16 protein-coding genes and 1 tRNA gene are annotated in these 15,945 nt (G+C 52.8%); 6 read left to right on the top strand and 11 right to left on the bottom strand.

The genetic code is table 11. The annotated features are described in order from the left end of the window. Positions 1-191: 191 nt before the first annotated feature. From opgB to GY169_RS20385, 6 genes are all read right to left on the bottom strand, one after another. Positions 192-2,486, bottom strand: coding sequence for a phosphatidylglycerol--membrane-oligosaccharide glycerophosphotransferase (gene opgB, locus GY169_RS20410; RefSeq protein WP_167576950.1), 2,295 nt, complete (start codon positions 2,484-2,486; stop codon positions 192-194). Between the two features lie 186 nt (positions 2,487-2,672). Next, positions 2,673-3,164 (bottom strand): DUF2501 domain-containing protein, encoded by a 492-nt coding sequence (locus GY169_RS20405; protein WP_163448829.1) that lies wholly within the window; start codon positions 3,162-3,164, stop codon positions 2,673-2,675. Positions 3,165-3,233: 69 nt separating this feature from the next. Beyond that, positions 3,234-3,971, bottom strand: a complete 738-nt coding sequence (gene dnaC / locus GY169_RS20400; RefSeq protein WP_163448828.1) for a DNA replication protein DnaC — start codon at positions 3,969-3,971, stop codon at positions 3,234-3,236. Positions 3,972-3,973: 2 nt separating this feature from the next. Continuing rightward, positions 3,974-4,513 carry a primosomal protein DnaT gene (dnaT, locus tag GY169_RS20395; protein WP_167576949.1) on the bottom strand — a complete coding sequence of 180 codons (540 nt, stop codon included), beginning with the start codon at positions 4,511-4,513 and terminating at the stop codon, positions 3,974-3,976. Positions 4,514-4,628: 115 nt separating this feature from the next. Beyond that, entirely contained in the window at positions 4,629-5,102 is a 474-nt protein-coding gene (locus GY169_RS20390; RefSeq protein WP_167576948.1) for a threonine/serine exporter, read from the bottom strand. Beyond that, the gene (locus GY169_RS20385; RefSeq protein WP_163448825.1) at positions 5,093-5,869 is read right to left on the bottom strand and encodes a threonine/serine exporter ThrE family protein; all 777 of its coding nucleotides are present in this window, start codon (positions 5,867-5,869) and stop codon (positions 5,093-5,095) included. The genes GY169_RS20390 and GY169_RS20385 overlap by 10 nt, the downstream gene beginning before the upstream one ends. A 279-nt stretch (positions 5,870-6,148) precedes the next feature. On the opposite strand from GY169_RS20385, the gene pobA reads away from it, so the two are divergent. The 4 genes from pobA to bglJ all read left to right on the top strand — a co-directional run bounded on the left by pobA (position 6,149) and on the right by bglJ (position 9,877). Continuing rightward, the gene (gene pobA / locus GY169_RS20380) at positions 6,149-7,333 is read left to right on the top strand and encodes a 4-hydroxybenzoate 3-monooxygenase (protein ID WP_163448824.1); all 1,185 of its coding nucleotides are present in this window, start codon (positions 6,149-6,151) and stop codon (positions 7,331-7,333) included. A gap of 3 nt (positions 7,334-7,336) precedes the next feature. After that, positions 7,337-8,227, top strand: coding sequence for a helix-turn-helix domain-containing protein (locus tag GY169_RS20375; RefSeq protein ID WP_167576947.1), 891 nt, complete (start codon positions 7,337-7,339; stop codon positions 8,225-8,227). A 280-nt stretch (positions 8,228-8,507) separates the two neighbouring features. Next, positions 8,508-9,233, top strand: a complete 726-nt coding sequence (locus GY169_RS20370; RefSeq protein WP_167576946.1) for a helix-turn-helix transcriptional regulator — start codon at positions 8,508-8,510, stop codon at positions 9,231-9,233. Beyond that, positions 9,194-9,877 carry a DNA-binding transcriptional activator BglJ gene (bglJ, locus tag GY169_RS20365; RefSeq protein ID WP_223882121.1) on the top strand — a complete coding sequence of 228 codons (684 nt, stop codon included), beginning with the start codon at positions 9,194-9,196 and terminating at the stop codon, positions 9,875-9,877. The genes GY169_RS20370 and bglJ overlap by 40 nt, the downstream gene beginning before the upstream one ends. Here the strand turns inward: bglJ and GY169_RS20360 are convergent. Then, positions 9,874-10,344, bottom strand: a complete 471-nt coding sequence (locus tag GY169_RS20360) for a YbaK/EbsC family protein (protein ID WP_163448820.1) — start codon at positions 10,342-10,344, stop codon at positions 9,874-9,876. The two genes, bglJ and GY169_RS20360, sit on opposite strands and share 4 nt — an antisense overlap. A 337-nt stretch (positions 10,345-10,681) precedes the next feature. Here GY169_RS20360 and GY169_RS20355 point away from each other — a divergent pair, with 337 nt between their 5' ends. Continuing rightward, positions 10,682-12,025: a PTS sugar transporter subunit IIC gene (locus GY169_RS20355; protein WP_163448819.1), complete on the top strand. Its 1,344-nt coding sequence runs from the start codon at positions 10,682-10,684 to the stop codon at positions 12,023-12,025. Positions 12,026-12,062: 37 nt separating this feature from the next. On the opposite strand, the gene fhuF is transcribed toward GY169_RS20355, so the two are convergent. Continuing rightward, entirely contained in the window at positions 12,063-12,851 is a 789-nt protein-coding gene (gene fhuF, locus GY169_RS20350; RefSeq protein ID WP_163448818.1) for a siderophore-iron reductase FhuF, read from the bottom strand. Positions 12,852-12,953: 102 nt separating this feature from the next. Further along, on the bottom strand, positions 12,954-14,018 hold the full coding sequence (locus GY169_RS20345; protein ID WP_163448817.1) for a GGDEF domain-containing protein: 1,065 nt from the start codon (positions 14,016-14,018) through the stop codon (positions 12,954-12,956). A 228-nt stretch (positions 14,019-14,246) separates the two neighbouring features. On the opposite strand from GY169_RS20345, the gene GY169_RS20340 reads away from it, so the two are divergent. Further along, positions 14,247-14,486 carry a DUF1435 domain-containing protein gene (locus GY169_RS20340; protein WP_163448816.1) on the top strand — a complete coding sequence of 80 codons (240 nt, stop codon included), beginning with the start codon at positions 14,247-14,249 and terminating at the stop codon, positions 14,484-14,486. Positions 14,487-14,521: 35 nt separating this feature from the next. Here the strand turns inward: GY169_RS20340 and GY169_RS20335 are convergent. Both GY169_RS20335 and rsmC read right to left on the bottom strand, forming a co-directional pair. After that, positions 14,522-14,608: transfer RNA gene (locus GY169_RS20335), tRNA-Leu, on the bottom strand. A 224-nt stretch (positions 14,609-14,832) separates the two neighbouring features. Beyond that, positions 14,833-15,864, bottom strand: coding sequence for a 16S rRNA (guanine(1207)-N(2))-methyltransferase RsmC (gene rsmC / locus GY169_RS20330; RefSeq protein WP_167576945.1), 1,032 nt, complete (start codon positions 15,862-15,864; stop codon positions 14,833-14,835). Positions 15,865-15,945 lie beyond the last annotated feature (81 nt).

Here is a 15,945-nt window from a genome sequence, read left to right as displayed (position 1 = left end):
ACGCAGCAATGTTGACCAATGTTTTTCAATATTGGTAAATGCTATGTAATTTGCTTTTGTTGGTATATTTATAAATATGAATTCGATTTATATGGTTTTTATGACTTATTTATAAGCTTTTTATAGGTTTTTATTTTTACGAAAGTAGGTGGGGGAAAGGGGGGCATTATGCCCCCCACGCGCTTCATGTATTAGCCTTGCGCATCGATCACTTTGATTTCCACCATTCCAATACCTAGCTGGCGCGGAGAGTGGCCGAGGATATTGCCCTCGTTAGTTGACTGCGGGTCTGGCGGCACAATGACCAGCGTGCTGGCAGCCGACGGGTTGTCGAAGTGCAGCGTAGTGGTGGTCACATCGTGGCTAAGCGTGATTGTCTGTTCGCTGTTGCCCACGCGAACCGGGATCGGTTTATCCGCGTTTGGCCCAAAGGCTTTGGCAGTGATCACCAGGTCGAAGCGCTTCGGCAGCGGGTGCTGATATTCAATTTTTACCTCCTCGCCAAGCTGGGCGTTGGACCAGCGGCCCCAGGCTTCCGGGCGAGAGATGCCGCTAAAGCTTTTCACTTCTTCCGGCGCGCCCGCGACGTTAAAGATGAAGCTATCGGCTTTGTAGCGGATATCGTTGTCGACGGTTTTCAATGAATCGACATTGCCTTTGTAGCGCACCATATCGATCACCGTGTCTTTAAACTCGGTTTTACCGTTCCACTGCGTTTTGTCGACGTGCTGTACTTTTTGCTCGCCGCCAAGCTGGCCCTGCGACACGCACCAGTCGGTAGACAACGCCAGATTTGGTGACCACTGTTGCGCCATTTTGTAGCAGCGATCGACCCAAACGAAGTTATCACGTGGGGCAAAATCGGCCAGCTGGTAGCGCAGCGGCGCGGAGTATTCGCTTTCCGGCAGCGGCTCAACGCGGTTATCCGACACGCGCAGTAGCAGCGGTAGGCGGAAGTGGCTCCCGGAAAAAGCAATCATGTTTTTCTGGGTGTCGATAGAGAAGTTTTTGATCTCTTTCGGGAAGTTCCACAGGCGAATAATGTCCGGTTTCCACGCCAGAACCTTCTCTTTCATGTTCAGGAACACTTCAGACAGCGACTGCCCGGACAGGCTGCTGCGGCCCAGGCCGATAAAGTTGTCGCCGCCGAGCATATCCAATACCGTTGCGCCGTTATCCATGGTGTTACGTTTTACCGCCAGCACGTCCTGCTCGTCGGGTTTATCACCGCGAATCACAAAGAACAGATTGCTGCGGTCTTGTTTATTCAGGTAGTCCCAGGCGGTGTTTTTCATCGCCAGATGGTCGGAAGAAACCACGATAATCGTATTTTTAAACCAGGGGGACGCTTTGATTTTATTAATAAATTCCGCAATATTTTCCTGGCTACAGGTCACTGCGCTGAACGACTGGTTGGCTTTACCGTTGATATCGTATTTTTTGCGATTGCAGGTACGTGAGATAAAACCGTCGGGGTGGTGGGTATCGACGGTTAAGGTGAACAGCGAGAAGCGCTTGCCTTCGCGGGATAGCGTCTCAAATTTCTTCCACGCTTCGTCGAGAACGGTATCGTCGTAGTAGCCCCAGTCGTTTTTGTAGGCCGGGTCCGCAACGGTGGTTTTCAGCTCTTCCGCGCCGTACAGATTGTCGAAGCCGTGCGATTTCAGGAACACGTCTTTGCCGGCGAAACGCAGGTTGGCGCCCTGCACGAAATAGTTTTCGTAGCCGGAGTTTTTAAGGATATCGCCAAGGCAGATATTTTGCGGGAAGAAGCTCGACAGCGATGCGGAGGCGTTGCCTTCGAACGGCGCGAACAGCGGGATGCCGCACTGGGAGGCAACCATGCCGGCAATGGTGTAATCGGTACCCGGCAGCTGCATGGTATGGCTGAAATCCAGACTCTGGTTTTTCAGCTCGCCCAGCTCTGGCGTCAGGTTGGGGAAGGCATCGTTGTCAAAGTAGGTGCGTTCCAGGCTCTCGCCATAGATATAGACGAGGTTCAGCCTGGGGTTCGGGATCGTTTTCGACGGCTCTTTATAGTACGCCGAGAAATCAGGATCGCCGTCGCGCGACTGGGATTTTACCAGTTCGCTAATCTGGCGGAACGCCGGGCTGGCGTCGACCGAGCCGACGGCCAGAATCAGCGCCAGCAGGCTGTAGCCAAAATGGTGAGGATGATGACGGCGTCGGCGCAGTAGCCAGCCTAACGCGCTAAAAACGGCGACCAGCGCGACGACGAGGCCGACTCCAGGAAGAATGTATTTGCTGACGCCCGCGCCTGTCAGGCTGTTGGTCAGCGTATAGAGCACCGCATCGTTGATACCGTCACCGGTAAAGTAGTCGCTGGCATACAGGGTAATATTCAGGACCACAAACAGGCCCAGTACCGTTAACGTGGCGGCAAACCACCATTTATTGCGCCCGGCCTTCCAGGCGTATATCGCAATGGAAGCCAGAAACAGAACGAGGGATAACAACTCTGACACTACACGTCCTCAACCGCGCCAGGTTTTCTGGCTACACAGAAAGTAACTTCACAATGTAATTGTGCCGTCATCTGTCTGCAATTCTAACGTAGTGAAAGTGTGCTGTTATTCGGAATTGGTTTAGAAATGAGCGTTATTTGAGCGATTTCGGGCGGCGAGTGTGAGTCCCGCCACCCAAATTGACTATCAGGAAATGAAGCTAACACCTTGTTTCAGGACGAAATCACAGGCTTTTGCTTTCACTTTTTTACCCAGTTCAGTGTTCCCCAGGCTGTCGAGATCGAGTTTCTGACCGTCTTTGGCGTTCAGCAGCCCCTCAAGGCCTTCCATGTAGCCGGTATCTTTCTTCTGCTCAGTCGCGGTGTTGAGGCCCAGTTTATCCAGTACCTGATTTTTTACGTTATCCACGTTGGCGACGGAAGTCAGTTTTTCTTTCGCGCAGTACCCCATGATGCCGGCGGCATTGTTCATGCTGCTGGCGCTCAGCGACTGGCTGCCACCGTTAAGCAGACTGGTCAGCGTTGAGATGGACGTTCCGCCGCTCTGTGACGAGCTGCTGCTGCCGGCGAGGGAGCTGGCTGCGCTACTCAGATCATTCAACGATACGGCGCTCGCAGCGGTAGAAATAAACGCGCTGGCAATGATTACGCGGCAAAGCATCGATTTTACAGATTTCATGGGGTCTACTCGTGTGTGCAATTATAAATGGACGTGATAAGTATACGCCTGTCATTCATAAGATATATCTTAATACTCTTTCCCGGTCACACGGCTGCGGTAACTTTCCCAATTGAAGATGACCCACAGGCTGTTACCGAGGCGCATGCGGTCCATCACTCGTTCACCCAGCAGCTTGTTCATTTCGTCGAGATTGCTGTTGGTGAGCATGCCGGTCGGGCGCTTGGACGACGAGCGGCGATCGACAATCTGGTTGATGATCACCTTCTCATAGCGCGATTCGGTCTGCATGCCGATCTCATCGATGACCAGCAGATCAACGTTGCTTAAGTCGCTTAACAGCTGTTCTTCGCTGGTTTCACGGTTGCTGAAGGTCTCTTTCATTGCCGACATAATATCGGCGACGGTGATAATCAGCACTGATTTCCCACGCAGCAGCAGTTCGTTGCAGATGGCGGCGGCAAGATGGTTTTTACCGGTGCCTGGCTTGCCGGAGAAGATAAAGCTCGCGATATTGCCGTCGAATTCGTCAACGTACTGCCGCGCTTTCGCCAGCGCGTTCATCTGGCCTTCGTTTTCCACGCGATAGTTATCGAACGAGCAGTTCTGGTGCAGCGGACGAATGCCGGAGCGGTTAAAGGTACGCTGCATTTTCATCGCGCGGTTTTCACGCGCCAGCGCCGCCGCGCGGATCTCGCCCTGTTCTTTCTGCCAGGCCAGCAGCTCTTCGCCCGTTTTAAAGGCGGGTTCAATATGCGCCGGCATCATCTTTTGCAGGCGTTTCATTAATTCGCCAACGTTTTTCATGCTCAACCTCTGAAACCCGGTGGAATCTGACGGTCAGGTTCGCTGACCGCGTTAACGTCGCGCCGCATCTGGCCACTGTTATTCGCCCGGCCCATCTGTACGCTGCGCGCTAATTTTTGCTGCCACTGTACGTGATGGAAGACTTTGCCTTCCGCCTGCCAGTATGCGACGAAGGAGGCCAGCTCTTCCGGCGTGACCGGCTCGCTTAAGGCGATCCCCCACAGCGCGGAAAGACGCAGAAACTCGGCATCGGGCTGCCATCCTGCGTACATGGCAAATTTTCCCATCGGTACGGAGACCGGTGCCGCCGTGGGTTCTTCAAAGAACTGGGCGTCCAGCGTCACGTCGCTTCCCGGACGGGCAAGCTTTTCTTCCAGCGCCAGCAATTGCGCCAATCGCTCCGGCGTGACGGCATAGAATGCCGGCGCATTATTGGCAAACACGGCGACCGCGCCGCCCTGGGTTTGCGCAAGAATGGCTGCCGGATCGGCCACGAAAGCGTCAATACCAATCACGTTTGGCGTTAAAATACGAGAAGACATAACACACTATCTCAATACTGAAAAATACGGGAAGGGTGCGGGAAATCCGCACGAATACTGCACATAGTAGCACAAGCCGGGGGAAGGGCGGCACTCTCCCGTACCGCCCTCAGGATCATACCCGTGGGCGCTTGCGATACAGCCACAGCCCGGGAATCGACAGACCGATGGAGAGCGCGCCAACGATGGACGACGCTTTCAGGAAGTTACTCAGCAGGGTGATCATCAGCTCTTCGGAATAGCCAAAATGGCTGATTTTGACCGCCGAGATCATGGCCGTGTAGGCCGAAATACCCGGGAACATCGGGATCACGGCGGCCACGGTGAAAATTTTCGGATGCGCCAGATACCAGCGCGACCACTGGATGCCGATGCTGCCCACCAGCATGGCGCCCAGGAAGGTGGCCCATTCGATATTGAAGCCCGCGGTCATCATGCAAAAGCGCGAAGCGTGGCCGATGGCCCCCAGCAGGGCGCACCATGGCAGCGCGCGGTGCGGCACGTTAAAGACCATGGCGAAACCAACCGCTGGAATGGCCGACAGCACCATGTCCTGCGCCAGCAGCAGTACAAAATCGATTACACCCATCCGCGCAGCCCCCATAAGGTCATGGCCATCACCACGCCGACACAGGTGGCAAGGGTTAACAGACTGGCAATCGCCCAGCGCGCCAGGCCGGTGTTGATATGCCCTTTGAACATGTCGGCGACGGCATTAATTAGCGGGAAGCCCGGCACCAGCAGCAGGACGCTGGCCGCCATGGCGACGGTCGAAGTCTGATGAAAGGCTGGCAACTGTAGCATCAGACCGGAGACGGTGGTCGCCACGAAGGCGGTCAGCCCAAAGTTAATCTGCGGATGCATGGAACGGTGCGTGAGCAACTGGCGGATGTACATGGCAATAGTACTGGCGCAGAAGGTGACCAGCGCGCCGTCCCAGCCGCCGTTGTTCAGTTTACAGAAGCAGGCGCACGATAGCCCGACCATCAGCACGACCAGCCAGCGCGGATAGCGAAGCGGTTTTATCTGCGCAAAACGTTTACCGACATCTTTATAGTCCAGCAGCTTGTGCTCGGCCATGATGACGATGTGCTGTACTTCGGTGACCACGTGCATGTTAATGCCGCGATCGCTGTTTTTGCGCGTGGACGTCAGGCAGAGACCATCCTTGATGGTGGTTAGCACGATGGCGTTCGATGAGATGGCGCTTTCGACGCTGTCCATCCCCAGCGCCCGACCCAGCCGCGTTGACAACTCCTCCACCAGGGCGCTCTCCGCCCCGTGCTGCAATAAAAAAAGCCCGCACTGAATACATAGCCGCGTAACGATGCGTTGTTCTGACTGATCGACTTCCATAAGCACCCTGGTACCCAAAACGCCTGTGTAATGACCTACTTGTACCCGAAGAGTTGGTCTGTACTCTCCGCGCCGGATCAAACAATGTGCAAAAATTCAGCGTTCGTCACCAGAGGGTGAAGAGTTGATATCGCCCACACTTTTGCAAAACTGTTCGAAAGTGCAAATTTTGAACGGATTCTGGCCTTCTTTTTCGTTACTGACTTATCAAAAATGCATTCTGAAACTTTATGTATACACAAAACAAACAAATAATTAACCAGAATGTGAGGTCACCCTATGAACACGCAAGTCGCCATTATCGGTGCCGGGCCTTCGGGGCTGCTGTTAGGCCAGCTGCTGCATAACGCCGGGATTAAAACCGTTATCCTTGAGCGCCAGACGCCGGAGTATGTACTGGGGCGCATTCGCGCGGGCATTCTGGAAAACGGTACCGTTGAGTTGCTGCGTGAAGCGGGAGTTTCTCGCCGCATGGACGCCGAAGGGCTGATTCACCACGGCGTGGAGTTTCTGTTTGCCAACCAGCGCATTCCCGTGCCGCTGAGCGAGCTCACGGGGGGGAAAACGGTGATGGTTTACGGCCAGACCGAAGTGACGCGCGATTTAATGGAGGCGCGACAGGCGTGCGGCGCCCAGACCATTTATGGCGTAGAACAGGTCGAGCTGCACGATCTCAAGAGTGATAAACCTTGTGTGACGTTTGTGAAAAATGGCGAAACGTGTCGGCTGGAATGTGATTTTGTCGCGGGTTGCGACGGGTTCCACGGTGTTTCGCGACAGAGCATTCCCCGCGAGATTCTGCGCGAGTACGAAAGTATCTGGCCGTTCGGCTGGCTGGGGCTGCTCGCGGATACGCCGCCGGTAAACCACGAGCTTATTTATGCTCACCATGAACGTGGGTTTGTATTGTGTAGTCAGCGCTCACTAACAAGAAGCCGCTACTATCTCCAGGTCCCGCTCAGCGATAAGGTCGAGCAGTGGTCTGATGAACGCTTCTGGGGTGAGCTCAAGCGGCGCCTCCCGGAGGAGTTGAGTCAAAAGTTAGTGACTGGTCACTCACTTGAGAAGAGCATCGCGCCGCTGCGCAGCTACGTGGTGGAGCCAATGCAGTATGGCCGAATGTTCCTTGTCGGTGATGCGGCGCACATTGTCCCACCGACGGGCGCCAAAGGGTTGAACCTGGCGGTGTCGGATGTGAATTATCTGTGGCGTATTTTGCGTCAGTACTACCGCCATGGCCGCGAAGATTTGCTTAGCCACTATTCGCAGCTGGCGCTGAATCGGGTGTGGAAAGGCGAACGCTTTAGCTGGTTTATGACGCATCTGCTACACGATTTCCAGGACAAGAGCGCGTTCGACAGAAAAATGCAGGAGGCGGATCGCCAGTACTATCTGGGATCGCGCGCCGGGCTGACCACCATTGCGGAGAACTATGTTGGGTTGCCTTATGAAACAGTGGAATAGAACATGAAGCGTGCGGGCGTGGCGACACCACAGTCGGATATCGTGCCGGTCTTTAAGCTCTATGGTGAGCAGATAGGCTGGCCCACGCCTGACCTGTTGCACTGTGAGTCGATACTCCAGCGCAGCAGCCTGTATGAGTGGCATATCCGCGTGCATCAGCATGCGGAACTGGTGCAGTTGCTCTATTTGCACAAGGGGCAGGCGGAAATTGAAGTGGAGGGCGAGCGCTACGTGGTCAACGAGTCCAGTATCCAGGTTGTGCCGTCGCTGTGCGTGCACGGTTTTCGCTTTTCACCCGGTACCCAGGGCTACGTGCTGTCGCTAGCGCTTCCATTGCTGAGCAAGCTGGAGGCGCAGTTCGGTGGCCAGCTTGATGTGCTTAGCCAGCCAGGATGTATTCCGGTTAAGCGTTCAAGTCGTCATATTCGGTCGGTGTTTACGACGCTGCTTGAGGAGTATACGCACGAGAACGATGCGCGCGAGATGATGCTCTATTCACTACTGGGCGTGTTACTGGTTTGGCTAAATCGGCAGGGCACGCCGTCAAAGGTGATTGAAGACAAAAGCGAGCGCAAGCGCGGCGTGCTTCGGCAGTTTGCGCGGCTGGTTGAAAGCCATTATCGCGAGCATTTGTCGCTGGCGGAATATGCACAGCGGCTCGGGGTATCGACAACCCATTTAAACTGCCTGTGCCGCGAATTCCATGGGGCCAGCGCGCTGAGCGTACTGCACCAGAGACTGTTGCTGGAGGCCAAAAGAAGCCTACAGTACACCAGTATGACCATCACCCAGGTGTCTGACTATCTTGGATTTAGTGATGTCACCTATTTTTCCCGTTTTTTCAGAAAACGGGGGGGCATGACGCCCAAAGAATTCAAAATGAAAATGCAATAACGAGGAAAAAATACAGGGCGCGAATTTTAAATTTTCTTATAACTTAATTAATATTTTCTAAGTTAGTGCTTTCCAGACGACATGCCATACTACCTTCGTCAATCCCACCAGTACATCCATGTGGCAAAATATTTATTGGTCCGGTAACGACAACATAATAATAATTTTATTGCAGTAAAGGGAATAGAAACGGATGGGTTCAGTTTCCTGTTAATACTTTGCATAGTATTAAATAATTTTATATTCAGGAAATGAATCTTCGAATGGATACGGAGGTTTTATGTCGCCAGAATACTGCAAATTCGCGGTGATTATCAGCAAAATACCGGTAATGCAGTCTGGGCTCAGTACGATAATGGAAACGCATTTTCCTGATTATGAGCTCAATTTTTGCCAGTCTCTTGAAGAGTTAACGTTACTTCAGTTACGTCGTACTGACGTAGTCATTGTTGATTTTTCGGGGGAGGTCAGACACCCTCGCGCGCTTTGCGAACAATACTACACGCTGTTGTCCCAATATCGTGATATTCACTGGATCTTCATGATTAGTCGGCAATATTACCCGCTCGCCGTTGAGTTTTTAATGCGCCCGGAAAGCACGTTGCTTTCAGATTCAGATCCCATCGATCGTCTTATCAGGGCCGTCCAGCAAGGGGGCGTCAGTACGGAAAAGATCAGTCAGACGCTGCTTTCCATGCAAAACAACGATGAGATTGATGGTGAAAATGATCAATTAATCATGCTTACGCTATCAGAACGTAAGGTATTACGTCTGCTGGCTAAAGGCTGGGGAATTAATCAAATTGCCGCATTATTGAAAAAGAGCAACAAGACGATCAGCGCGCAGAAAAATAGCGCAATGCGCCGGTTGTCATTGCGCAGTAATGCGGAAATGTATGCCTGGATCAATAGCAATCAAGGGATGAAGGAACTCAATCTCTACTCGGCTTATGGAGAACAAGCGGAATGGAAAAGCACAGCAGGAAGCAGTGCGTCGCTATCATAGAACATTGTATGATGGCTGAAATGGGGCTGCGTCATCTGTTGGCGCATTCTCATTATCGAAATTTTACTTTTCACTTTTATCGATCTATTCGTGAATTTAAGCTGGCGCTCCGTCAGACCTCTTTTGATGTATTAATCTGCTGCCTGTCCGGTACTAGGGAGCCGCGGATTGAGTGTCTGCTTACGATGGAGGAGATTGCGCGTCATGACGCCGGAATAACACGTATCGTTCTGGCGAACGATAGCGTGGAGGCAGAACTTATTAAGCACCTCTCACCAACTTATCTTCACGGAGTACTGAGTAAATCCAGTCCGTTAGCGGAGCTTCAACAGCGTATGCAGGATCTACTGCGAGAGGCGGCGCTTGGTCATGAATACATTGATGCATCCTTACTGCATCATGAAAGTCGCAGCCTGAGTCCGACCGAAAATATTATTCTGCGTTATATGACTTACGGCTATTCGCTGATGGAAATTGCGCAGCGCCTGGATAGAAACATCAAAACTATCCGTGCGCACAAATTCAATGCGATGACGAAGCTCGGTGTGAATTCAGACGTTGGACTGCTGAGTGCCGCTGACTTATTGGTGTCTCTGCCCGACAGGAATATCGCATACAACCAGAGACCATCCCATTCTGTTTAATGGGATGATGGTAAGCAGACGTCAACCCACGTTGCCGAGGTCAGGCTGGCCATTCTTTGCGGAGAGATGCGTACCGCGCTATGAATGGCGCCCGCCGCCGGGAGAACTTCGTCATAGGCCTGCAGTGAGATATCGCAATAGACGTCCAGCGGGTTTTCCAGACCAAACGGGCATACGCCGCCGACGGGGTGTCCGGTCAGCATGACCACTTCATCACTGCTGAGCATGCGAGCCTTCGCCCCGAACGTTTCTTTCAGCTTTTTATTGTCCAGACGGGCATCGCCTTTGGCGACCACCAGAATGACACGGTCTTTGATCTTTAACGACAGAGTTTTGGCAATCTGTCCAGGCTCAACCTGGTGAGCGGCGGCGGCCAGCGCGACGGTCGCAGTGCTTTGCTCAAGCTCGATAATATTGATGTCGGGCGCGTGCTCGGCAAAGAATTCTCGTACAGACTGTAAGCTCATCATGGTCTCCTGATTTTTCGGCGAGTCACTCTGTCATAAAGCTACCTTGGTTGTAAATATATCGACTAAGTTGTGCAAAAATTGTTTGATTTCTGGATCTCCTTCACATTCGCTGCAACCGGTTACAGTAACCGGTTGCGGTTCGTGTTCAGTCGATTGATACTGCGAGGGTAACTTCCTTTGTATCCATAATAAGAGCCATATATGAACTGTATCCCTATGAACAATATGTCAGGTCGCGTTGCTGCAACCGCAGAGCGTTCACAGTTTGCCCAGTCGTATGTCGGCAAAATCGTTGTTGCTGTGCTTACGTCTAAAGCCTGTCAGGAGGGCTGCTATGTCTGCTAATCACGCTGCATTTAATTTGATATTTCGTTTTGTAGAAAACTACGTTAGTCCAGTTGCTGGGCGTATTTCATCTCAGCGCCACGTCATGGCTATCCGTGACGGCTTTATCTCTGCTATGCCTTTCATGATTGTGGGGTCGTTCTTGTTGGTATTCGCATACCCGCCATTCTCGCCGGATACCACCTGGGGCTTTGCTCGCGCATGGCTGGACCTGGCGAAACAGTTTGAAGGCCGCATTCTCACGCCGTTTGATATGACGATGGGCATTATGTCTATCTATATCTGTGCCGCCATCTCCTACAACTTAGGTAAACACTACGAAAAGACCAATCAGCTCGATCCCTTCATGTGTTCGATGCTGTCAATTATGGCCTTCCTGCTGGTTGCCGCACCGAAAACTAACGGCACTCTGCCGGTGGATAGCCTCGGCGGTACCGGGATCTTCACCGCCATCCTCGTCGCCGTTTATTGCGTAGAGATGATGCGCTTTCTGAAAATCCGCAACATCGGGATCCGTTTACCGGACCAGGTGCCGCCGATGATCAAAAACTCCTTCGACCTGCTGATTCCTGTGCTGGTGGTGGTGCTGACGCTTTATCCGCTGAGCCTGTTTATTCAGAGCCAGTTCGATATGCTGATCCCTCAGGCCATCATGTCGGTGTTCAAACCGTTAGTGTCCGCGGCTGACTCCTTACCGGCTATTCTGCTGGCGGTACTGATTGGCCACCTGCTGTGGTTCGCAGGGATTCACGGGGCGGCGATTGTATCCGGCATGCTGCAGATGTTCTGGCTGACCAACCTCGGTCTGAACCAGACCGCGCTGGCGCAAGGGGCACCGCTGCCGCACATCTTTATGGAAGCGTTCTGGACCTTCTTCATCGTGGTCGGCGGTTCAGGCGCTACCATGGGTCTGGTATTCTGCTATCTGCGTAGCCGCTCGGCACATCTGCGCTCGATTGGCCGTCTGAGCGTGGTGCCAAGCCTGTTCAACATCAACGAGCCGGTGATTTTCGGTACGCCTATCGTAATGAACCCGGTGTTCTTTATTCCGTTCCTGCTGGCGCCGATGGTTAACGCTATTCTGGCTTGGGCCGCAATGAAGCTGGATCTGATTGGCCGAGTGATCTCTGTTGTTCCGTGGACTGCGCCGGCACCTATCGGTGGCGCGTGGGCATTAGGTTGGGATTTCCGTGCGGCGATTCTGGTCGTGTTGCTGGCCTGTGTTTCGGCAATTATCTACTACCCGTTCTTCAAGGTGTATGAGAAACAGTTGCTGGCACAGGAAGAGGAAGAAGCACAGCGTTCGGCTGAAGAGAGCCAGCAGGTTGCTTAATGATTAGAAAATCGACGGGGCGTTATCGCCCCGTTGGTTATTTTAGCGTGCAGTCGCCGCATTGCTGGACGTCTGGCAGGCGATAGCGCTGACAGCAGGTACGCCGCGCCAAACGACCTTCTCTTACCACAACGGTACGCCAGAGCGGATTATCCTGACCATTCGCCAGCGTCTTGCTAAAGAAGTATCGCTGACGCAGTTGGTTCACCTGTTCTTCACCCAGTAAAGCCATCATTTCCCCGAGATACCAGTTAATTAAATAACCGGTATTACTCCAGATAAGCTTTCCATTAATGTCGCCAGTCGCTTCCAGCGCTTCAATAACCGGCGTGATTCCCTGAATCACCAGATGATCCATACGCTCGACAAGCGGCTTTTGGCTGGCGCGCAGATCGTGGCGTACGTCGACCCAGAAGCAGGCTGCACGGCCGGTTTCGTGGAATTCGACGTGGATATGTTCTGGCGAGACGGCGATAGCCGATTCTTCGGTCAGTAACGCCAGCATCAGCGGTGGCACCATCAGGCCGAGATACCACTGCGCCCAGAGTGAAATCAACGGCTTGTTTTCACGCGGCTGCGTTGGCTGGTTGCGGTAGATATGATCAGAGTAAATAGCCAGCAGAGAACGCAGTTCCGTTGGTTTTGCCCATTCGGCTAGCGTTCTGGCGTTGCCTGGCGGCGTCTCGTCCAGGCGAAACATCTCCAGCATATGCGGACGATGCTCGGCGATTTTCGCGCGTACCGAGTCAGCGAACGCGTGTTCCCACGAAGGAAGCGGCGCGCGCCAGATGAGATCATCAGCAATCGGAGCGGAACGATAGGCCATAGGATTAGCTAGATACAAAACTAAATGATAATGATTAGCAATCCTAGCTATAGATAAAAACAAGCGCAAGCGGTTTATCGCTCGCGCTTGTTTTTTGTGAACTCAGATGGCGGGAAGCCGTTCGCTGGTCAGGGCGTTGTTACGCCCCTGGTGTTTGGCTTCGTACAGCGCCTTATCCGCCATCTGGATTGCCGCGTCGATATCGTTATCCTCTAACGGGGCAATGCCAATACTGACGGTGACATGGGTGGCGACGCTGGCATTAAACATATGTGGGATCTTCAGATCGTAGACCTGCTGACGAATGCGCTCTGCCGTCAGGATGGCATTATTCAGATCACACTGCGGCAGCAGGACCAAAAACTCTTCGCCACCGTAGCGGGTCACAATGTCGCGAGAGCGCACCGCATTGCGAATCGCGGCAGAAACACGCATCAGCGCCTGATCGCCCATCATATGACCGTAGTGGTCGTTGTAGGCCTTAAAATGGTCGATATCCAGCAGCAGCACCGAGTGTTGCGCCGGGCCAAGCGCTTTCAGGGAATCCAGGCGGAACTGGAAGCCGCGACGATTATACAAGCCGGTAAGTGGGTCGAGCATGCTCAGGCCGTTCAGCGTTTCGCGTTCCTCCAGCAGTTTGTACATCAACCCCTGGGCAAAGCTGTCGTTACGCCGCTGGATGATGTGCTGAATGGTAATGCCGATTAATGGTAGCGCGAAGCAGTAGACCATTCTCCACCACTCTTCCGAATTGCTGCTGAACAGGCAGACAATAAAAGTCGGTAATGAATGCAGCACAAAGGCAACGATATTATTTGAAAAGGCAATAGTTCCAACAAATAACACGCTAAATAGCGCAACCATTTGAAAGTTATCATTTACCGTGGGGAGTACAAAAGTTTTACTTAAAATATGCCAGCCCCACAAGCAGCCAAATATTGCCGAAACTATCGGCAGGTTGAGTTTTACTCTCGCGTATCGCCAGTTCCACAGCAGCATAGCGCCGCTGCCCACCGCAATGAGCATTGCCGGTAAGGGAAATATATGTACATCATATATCGGACTGAACACCGACAGCGCCGATGAGACCAAATTGAGAAACAAAAACAGCCGGAACGTTAGCTGATATTTTTGCGCACGCAGGGTGCGCCATGATTGTACAGTCATTGTTTGAAGTTGTAGTCAGCCTTAAATAAATAAGTAACTGCATCAAAAGCAACAATAATGCAGGAAGAGTTGTGCGTTTGCTTTATATTTGACATGTTGGTTTTTTAGACAACTTAACACCATATAATATTCATGTCATTAATGAATATGAAACCTTAGCGCAATAGCAGACAAATGACAAAAAAGACTATATGATATTGGTAATCATTATCATTTGAAGGTCTGATCATGTTGCAAAAAACGTTAGGCAGCGGTTGGGGCGTAGTGCTTCCGGGAGTGATTATGGCGCTACTTAGCACCATGGAGCTTTCTGCCGATGTCTGGCGCGGAGTGATTGTCTGCGGGCTGCTGCTAAGCAGTGCGATGATCTGGCATCGTCAGCTAAGGCATTTTGTACTGTTGCCGTCTTGTATTGCGTTAATTGGCGGTATTGTACTGATTATAATGAATTTAAAATCGATGGGATGAAGCGAGAAAGGAAATCAGGAAGAGAACGAGGAAACTGGTGCGAGGGGGGGGACTTGAACCCCCACGTCCGTAAGGACACTAACACCTGAAGCTAGCGCGTCTACCAATTCCGCCACCTTCGCATACCATCGATTCTTTATGAAAGAATCGTTACCACGGAGGCGAATTCTAGAGATTTTACGCTGTGCGTCAATAGTTAATTATCGAAGACTGCGCGATTGCCGAAAAAAAAGGCGTTTATGCGGATTTTGCCGTTTGTTGTAGGCCGGATAAGCGTTAGCGCCATCCGGCCTTGTTCGATGCAGCACCGGATATCGGCGTAAATGCCTTATCCGGCCTGCATTGATTAGGCTTTTTTCGCCTGACGGGTCATAACGGTGCGGTACACCTTGAAACGGCCAGTCTGGGCAATGACTTCATGGAAGCCAAAGGTCTCATCCAGCACTGCCGGATACGGCAGGAAGGCGTTGGCCACGATGCGTAGCTCGCCGCCGCTGTTCAGATGACGCACGGCGCCACGAATCAGCGTTTGCGCGGCGTCCAGGCTGGTCTGCATGCCATCGTGGAACGGCGGGTTGGAGATGATCATATCGAAACGACCGTTCACCTCAGAGAAGACGTTGCTCGCCAGCACGTCGCCTTCAATGCCATTTGCCGCCAGGGTTGCGCGGCTGGCTTCGACCGCCGGAGCGCTCACATCGCACAGGGTCAAACGAACCTTCGGCGAGTGGCTGGCCAGCGTCGCCGCCAGCACGCCCGCGCCGCATCCGACGTCCAGCACTTTACCTTTGGTGTGTGGCGTCAGGGTGGAGAGCAGCAGCTGGCTGCCGACATCCAGCCCGTCACGGCTGAAGACGCCCGGTAGGGTCTTAATGGTCAGCTTATCAAGCTGATATTCGCCCCAGAATGTTTCCGCATCGAACGCCGGCTGTTTTTCCAGACGACCGTGATACAGGCCGCAGCGGCGAGCGCTGTCGACTTTATTCAGCGGCGCGAACTCTGCCAGCATCTGTTCAGCGCTGCGCACGCCGCTGCGGTTTTCGCCAATGACGAAAATATCGGTACCCACCGGCAGCAGAGACAGAATGTTCATCAGCTGGAAATGGGCTTCCGGTTTGTTCTTTGGCCAGTAGTAGATAAAGGTGTCGCTGTCGGCGACGTCTTCCGCCTGCGCCACAAGGCCAAAGCGGACGTTGTCGCCCATCTGGCGGCTCAGCACCTGCCAGTGGTGAAACTGCTGGGTATGTGCGCGGCTTGCGGCGGTCTCAAGACGTGCGGGCAGGTCATCCTGCAGATCGCCGGCAAAGAAAATACGGCTCTGTTCGAAATCGTCACTGTGGCGCAGCAAGACTTCACTTGCCGGGGTAAAAGCAGACATGAATGGTTCCTCATTAAACTCAGGCCGCGATTATACACGTCATCCTTCAAGTTGCCTCTATGTTGGCTGCACTCATTCACC

The sequence above is a fragment of the Kluyvera genomosp. 3 genome (genome assembly GCF_011765685.1).
In the GTDB taxonomy this organism is placed as follows: domain Bacteria; phylum Pseudomonadota; class Gammaproteobacteria; order Enterobacterales; family Enterobacteriaceae; genus Kluyvera; species Kluyvera georgiana_A.
Note: the sequence above shows the minus strand (reverse complement) of the source record. Positions and strands in the feature narration are given on the sequence as shown.